This window comes from Microtetraspora sp. NBRC 13810, from assembly GCF_030268685.1.
Classification (GTDB): Bacteria; Actinomycetota; Actinomycetes; order Streptosporangiales; family Streptosporangiaceae; genus BSRQ01.
Genome location: NZ_BSRQ01000015.1, coordinates 206908 through 213321 on the forward strand (window position 1 = coordinate 206908; position 6414 = coordinate 213321).

Genomic DNA, 6414 nt, shown 5'->3' on the forward strand with positions numbered 1-6414 from the left:
ATGGCGAGGGCAGACAAGGCAGCGGCTGTAGCCGAGCTCAAGAGCGACTTCGACGCTTCGAGCGCTGCCGTTCTGACCGAATACCGCGGTCTCACCGTCGCTCAGCTCAAGGAGCTGCGCGTTTCACTCGGTGGGAATGCGAAGTTCGCCGTGGTGAAGAACACGCTGACGAAGATCGCGGCCAATCAGGCCGGGATCTCCGCCCTGGACGACCTGCTCGCGGGTCCGTCCGCGATCGCGTTCGTCAAGGGCGACGTGGTCGAGGCCGCCAAGGGCCTGCGTGACTTCGCCAAGGCCAATCCCCTCCTGGTCATCAAGGGCGGTGTCCTCGACGGCAAGTCGATGACCCCGACCGAGATCACCAAGCTTGCCGACCTTGAGTCGCGCGAGGTCCTCCTCGCGAAGCTGGCCGGTGCGATGAAGGCGAAGATGGGCCACGCGGCCGCCGTCTTCAACGCGCTGCCCACCAACATGGCTCAGCTCGCCGAGGCCCTGCGCGTCAAGCGCGAGGACGGCGAGGGCGCTCCCGCGAGCGCCGCCGAGGGCGAGAGCGCCGGCGAGTAGGTCCCGGGGATTGCTGCGCACACCGCGGTCCCAGTTCTTTGATTTCTAAGATCCACACGGAGGAACCATCATGGCGAAGCTCACCACCGACGAGCTGCTCGACGCTTTCAAGGAGATGACCCTCCTTGAGCTGTCCGGGTTCGTGAAGCAGTTCGAGGAAGTCTTCGACGTCAAGGCCGCCGCCCCGGTCGCCGTCGCGGCCGCCCCGGCCGCCGGTGGTGCCGGTGGCGCCGCCGAGGAGGTCGAGGAGCAGGACGAGTTCGACGTCATCCTCGAGGCTGCCGGCGACAAGAAGATCCAGGTCATCAAGGAGGTTCGCGCCCTGACGAGCCTCGGCCTCAAGGAGGCCAAGGACCTGGTCGACGGCGCGCCCAAGCCGCTGCTCGAGAAGGTCAACAAGGAGGCCGCGGAGAAGGCCAAGGCGCAGCTCGAGGGCGCCGGCGCCACCGTCACCGTCAAGTGACGCTCTAAACAGCCCACGGAAAAGGGCGGTCCACCCAGGTGCCGGGTGGCCGCCCTTTTTCCATGCCCTTCCGTGCCCGCCCTCCTCTCCGCCGGCCGGAGCCGATTTACGGGAACTCCGGTAGGGGAATTGGGGCCCGAAGTAAAGTGCACTCTAAGCGAAGCCGCTGTTGCTTGGAGTGATGGCATGGGCGTCGAGGTCGTGATCGAGGGGTTGACCAGGTCGTTCGGGCGGCAGGTCATCTGGGAGGACGTGTCGCTCACCCTTCCCGCGGGGGCGATCTCGGCACTGCTCGGGCCGTCCGGCGCCGGTAAGACGGTCTTCCTGCGGACGCTGGTCAGATCGCTGCGGCCGGATCGGGGCCGCATCCTCGTCGACGGGCGCGACCTGACCGGCTACGACGAGCCCGAGATCAGGCGGCTGTTCGGCGTGCTGTTCCAGGACGGTGCCCTGCCGGGGGCCGTGAGCCTGTACGACAACCTCGCCCGCCCGCTGCGCGAGCACACCGGCCGCACCGAGGCCGTGATCCGCCGGACCGTGATGGAGAAGCTGGAGCTCGTCGGGCTCCTCGGCGCCGAGGGCAAGCTGCCGGGGGAGATCTCGCCGGGGATGCGCAAGAGGGCCGGCCTGGCGCGGGCGCTGATCCTCGACCCGGAGATCGTCCTGTGCGACGAGCCCGTGCTGGGGCTCGACCGGGTCCGCACCGCCTATCTGAACCAGCTCATCGTGGACCTCAACGCCGCGACCGCGGCCACCTTCCTCATCCTCACCCACGACGTCGCCACCGCCCGTACCGTCCCCGACGACATCGGCCTGCTCTTCCGGCGCGAGCTGGTCATGTTCGGCCCCAGGGAGAAGCTCCTCTCCTGCGACGAGCCCCTCGTCCGCTGGCTCCTCGACGCGCGCCGGACGGCGGGGCAGGGGGACGCGGCGGCCCGCCCGGGGCGGGCCGCCGGGGCGCACAGAAGGCGCGAGCCGGGCGCCGCCCGCGGTGCGGGGAACGCGGGGCCGTGGGGTGCGGGTGACGGTGCGGGGGACGCGGGGCCGTGGGGTGCGGGTGACGGTGCGGGGGACGCGGGACCGTGGGGTGCGGGTGACGGTGCGGGGGCCGCCGGAGCGCGCCGGATGGGCGACGGGGGAGCGCGTGCGGCGGGGGACACGGCGCCGGGCAGGGCGGCACTGGACGCGGTGGCCCGCGGGGCGGAGGCGGGGCCGTACGGGGGCGAGCAGGGGCGGCTGGCGCCGATTCCGCCGCAGCTCATGCCGAGCGGCGGGCGCATGCGCCGCACCCAGCGTCCGCCCGGCGCCTGGCTGGCCGCCAACAAGGTGGTCCCGCCGCCCGGCTCCTTCGTGGACGAGCGCGGCCGTGACTGGCTCAAGGAGTATCCCCGCCTCTTCGCCGCGGGGACGTACGCCCCCGAGTGGTGACCCGTTCCGTAGACCGGACGCCGCGCGACGGATCGTGATGCCCTGTCGGTGATCTCCGGGCCGAATCGGGGCTAGATGATCTACGGGCCGGGTTATGATCCGGCGACTGGAGGGCATACCGGCGTGCGCGGCATCGGTCGTGCGGCGCGGGAACGCGTGTCCGGTGACCAGGCGAGGGGAGAGAACGCATGGCATTCGCTGCCGCTCGGCCCGTTCCCCGGTTGACCGTGCCCGGGAGGGGTTCGCCGGGGCAGTCCTTATGAGGGCGCTCGTGCTCGGCGTGCTGTGCGTCCTGGCGGCGGTGGCGGGCGGTCTCGGTTACCTGGTCAGCGGCGACCTGCGGGCCGCCCAGGCGGTCACGGACGATCGGCGCGCGGCCGTGCGGGCGGCGTCGGGCCACGCGGTGAACCTGCTGTCGGTGAGCCACGAGAGCGTGGACACCGACATCGGCCGGCTGCTCGACACCTCGACCGGCGCGGCCAGGGCCGGTTACGTGCGCGACGCGCCGGGGCTGAAGGAGACCACGGTGCGGGACAAGGTCATGCAGACCGGGGTGCTCCGCGCGGCGGGGCTGGTCTCCCTGCGCGGGAACAGCGCCCGGGTGCTGGTGGTCGCCGACGTGGTGATCCGCTGGGAGGACTCCGAGACGCCCGCCCAGGAGCGGTTCCACCGCTGGCGGATGGACCTCGCCAGGGTCGGGGGCGTGTGGCTGGTGTCGCAGGCGGAGCAGGTGCCGTGAGCCGGCAGGAGGCGCGGCGGAGGGCACGGTCGCGGTCGCGGCTGTTCAAGGCCACGGTGGCCCTGCTCACCCTCGTGGTGCTGGGCCTCGCCGGGGTCGCGATCGTGGGGTACGCCAACCTGCGCTGGATGCGGGCGAGCGACGCGGCGGGGACCGAGGCGCTGGCCACCGCGCGGGCTGTCGCCGTGGACATGCTTTCGTACAACCACGCGACGATCGAGGAGGATCTCGCCCGCGCCGAGAGTTACACCACAGGGGAACTCACCGATCACTACCAACGGCTGTCCGAAACCCTGGTTCCGAGTGCGAAACGGCAACAGGCCGTGCAGCAGGCGTCGGTGGTGGACGCGGCGGTCGAGGCGGCCGAGCCGGACCGGGTACGGGTGGTCCTGTTCGTGAACATGTCCGTGACGAGGGTGGTCTCGGGGGAGCCGGAGCCCCGGACGGAGGCCAGCCAGAGCCGTGCCAGGTTTGTCATGGTCAAAGAGGATTCGCGGTGGCTCGTGGCGGAGCTGTCCACCTTGCTGGGTAGCGTCCCGTCGGAGTGATTCGTTCCTTCGGGAGTCCCAAGAGTGGCCGTGCGGTGAGGAATCTGATCTCCCCAGGTCAGCCCGCGCGCCGGTACGCTTGGATCTAGGACGGCGTGTCCCTGTTACTTAATTGTTAGTCAAGTTCGGGTTTGAGATTCGTAGAGCCGTGGGTACCTCTGTCTCCGGAGTGTCGATCGTCGGCAAGGGTTCGAGCCTCCGTGTGACCGAGCGTTAGCCCCACCCGCTCGCGGGTATCGTCTGGGGTCCGGCAGCGCATCCGGTCCACACGAGGGGGAAAACCCAGCGTGCTGGCTATTAGTTGGCCGAAATGTCAGCTCTCGGGCTTGACGTTTCGGCTCCGACGGGCGATGCTGCGGACAACGTGGAGCATGCAGCGAGAGTGGACTGGACAGGTGTGTGCCGTTCGGCTACACTGCCCCTTTGCGCTGCCCTTTGACGACCCCGCATTTCGATCTTGTTTTGCGATGTCGTCTGGCGTGCGTGTAGATCAGTCCGCCGCGAGCCCTCGGAAGGACATCTGTTGGCAGCCTCGCGCAACGCCTCCGCCGTACCCGCCGGTCCCCGTCGCGTGTCTTTCGCGCGTATTCAGGAGCCGCTCGAAGTTCCTGACCTTCTCGCTCTCCAGACCGAGTCCTTCGACTGGTTGCTCGGCAACGAGAAGTGGAAAGCCCGGGTCGAGGCGGCTCGCCAGGCCGGGCGCAAGGACGTTCCGGCCCAGTCCGGCCTCGAAGAGATCTTCGAGGAGATCAGTCCCATCGAGGACTTCTCCGGAACCATGTCTTTGTCGTTCCGCGACCACCGGTTCGAACCGCCCAAGTACTCGGTCGACGAGTGCAAAGACAAGGACATGACCTTCTCCGCCCCGATGTTCGTGACGGCGGAGTTCATCAATAACACCACCGGTGAGATCAAGAGCCAGACGGTGTTCATGGGCGACTTCCCGCTCATGACCGCCAAGGGCACCTTCATCATCAACGGCACCGAGCGTGTCGTGGTCTCCCAGCTGGTGCGTTCTCCGGGTGTCTACTTCGACCGCAGCGTCGACAAGACCTCCGACAAGGACATCTTCGGCTGCAAGGTCATCCCGTCGCGGGGTGCCTGGCTGGAGTTCGAGATCGACAAGCGGGACTCCGTCGGGGTGCGCATCGACCGCAAGCGCAAGCAGGCGGTCACGGTGCTGCTGAAGGCTCTCGGGTGGACCAGCGACCAGATTCTGGAGCGTTTCGGACAGTACGAGTCCATGCGCGCCACGCTGGAGAAGGACCACACCTCGGGTCAGGACGACGCCCTGCTCGACATCTACCGCAAGCTGCGTCCGGGCGAGCCGCCGACCAAGGAGTCCGCCCAGACCCTGCTGGAGAATCTCTATTTCAACCCCAAGCGTTACGACCTCGCCAAGGTCGGCCGCTACAAGATCAATAAGAAGCTGGGCGTCGACGCCGAGATCACCCAGGGCACGCTCACCGAAGAGGACGTCGTCGGGACGATCGAGTACCTCGTGCGGCTGCACGCCGGCGAGGACTCGATGCCGGGCGCCTCGGGCGAGGTCGTGGTGGAGACCGACGACATCGACCACTTCGGCAACCGCCGTCTGCGCACGGTCGGCGAGCTGATCCAGAACCAGGTCCGGCTGGGCCTGGCCCGTATGGAGCGGGTCGTCCGTGAGCGGATGACCACCCAGGACGTCGAGGCCATCACGCCGCAGACCCTGATCAACATCCGCCCGGTGGTGGCGTCGATCAAGGAGTTCTTCGGCACCTCCCAGCTGTCCCAGTTCATGGACCAGACCAACCCGCTGGCCGGCCTGACGCACAAGCGGCGCCTGTCCGCGCTCGGCCCCGGTGGTCTGTCCCGTGAGCGGGCCGGCTTCGAGGTCCGTGACGTGCACCCGTCCCACTACGGCCGGATGTGCCCGATCGAGACCCCCGAAGGCCCGAACATCGGCCTGATCGGCTCGCTGTCCTCCTACGGCAGGGTCAACTCCTTCGGCTTCGTCGAGACGCCTTACCGCAAGGTCGTCGACGGCAGGGTGACCGAGCAGATCGACTACCTGACCGCCGACGAAGAGGACCGTTTCGTCAAGGCCCAGGCGAACACCCCGCTCAACGCGGACGGGTCGTTCACCGAGTCCCGCGTCCTGGTCCGCACCAAGGGCGGTGAGACCGAGCTCGCCCGCGCGGAGGAGGTCGACTACATCGACGTGTCGCCGCGCCAGATGGTGTCGGTCGCGACCGCGATGATCCCGTTCCTGGAGCACGACGACGCCAACCGGGCGCTCATGGGCTCCAACATGCAGCGCCAGTCGGTGCCGCTCCTCAAGAGCGAGTCGCCGCTGGTGGGCACCGGCATGGAGTACCGCGCCGCCACCGACGCCGGTGACGTCATCAACGCCGAGAAGGCGGGTGTGGTCGAGGAGGTCTCCGCCGACTACGTCACCGTGATGAACGACGACGGCACCCGGACCACCTACCGCGTCGCCAAGTTCAAGCGTTCCAACCAGGGCACCTGCTTCAACCAGAAGCCCATCGTCCACGAGGGCGATCGGGTCGAGGTGAACCAGGTGATCGCCGACGGTCCGTGCACCGACAACGGTGAGATGGCGCTGGGCAAGAACCTGCTGGTGGCGTTCATGCCGTGGGAGGGTCACAACTACGAGGACGCGATCATCC

General features: G+C 68.5%; 6 protein-coding genes. All 6 read left to right on the plus strand.

Going from position 1 to position 6414, the window contains the following annotated elements; translation table 11 throughout:
- Complete coding sequence (rplJ, locus tag QSK26_RS27695; protein WP_285778199.1) at positions 1–564, plus strand: 50S ribosomal protein L10; 564 nt, start codon at positions 1–3, stop codon at positions 562–564.
- Between the two features lie 70 nt (positions 565–634).
- A complete protein-coding gene (gene rplL, locus QSK26_RS27700) occupies positions 635–1027 on the plus strand; it encodes a 50S ribosomal protein L7/L12 (protein WP_285778200.1) in 393 nt (130 codons plus the stop codon).
- Between the two features lie 186 nt (positions 1028–1213).
- Complete coding sequence (locus QSK26_RS27705) at positions 1214–2455, plus strand: ABC transporter ATP-binding protein (protein WP_285778201.1); 1242 nt, start codon at positions 1214–1216, stop codon at positions 2453–2455.
- 259 nt (positions 2456–2714) lie between these two features.
- Positions 2715–3194, plus strand: coding sequence for an Rv1363c family protein (locus QSK26_RS27710; protein ID WP_285778202.1), 480 nt, complete (start codon positions 2715–2717; stop codon positions 3192–3194).
- The gene (locus QSK26_RS27715; protein ID WP_285778203.1) at positions 3191–3742 is read left to right on the plus strand and encodes an Rv1363c family protein; all 552 of its coding nucleotides are present in this window, start codon (positions 3191–3193) and stop codon (positions 3740–3742) included. The genes QSK26_RS27710 and QSK26_RS27715 overlap by 4 nt, the downstream gene beginning before the upstream one ends.
- Before the next feature lie 523 nt (positions 3743–4265).
- The coding region (rpoB, locus tag QSK26_RS27720) for a DNA-directed RNA polymerase subunit beta (RefSeq protein WP_285778204.1) at positions 4266–6414 on the plus strand (2149 nt) is incomplete at its 3' end.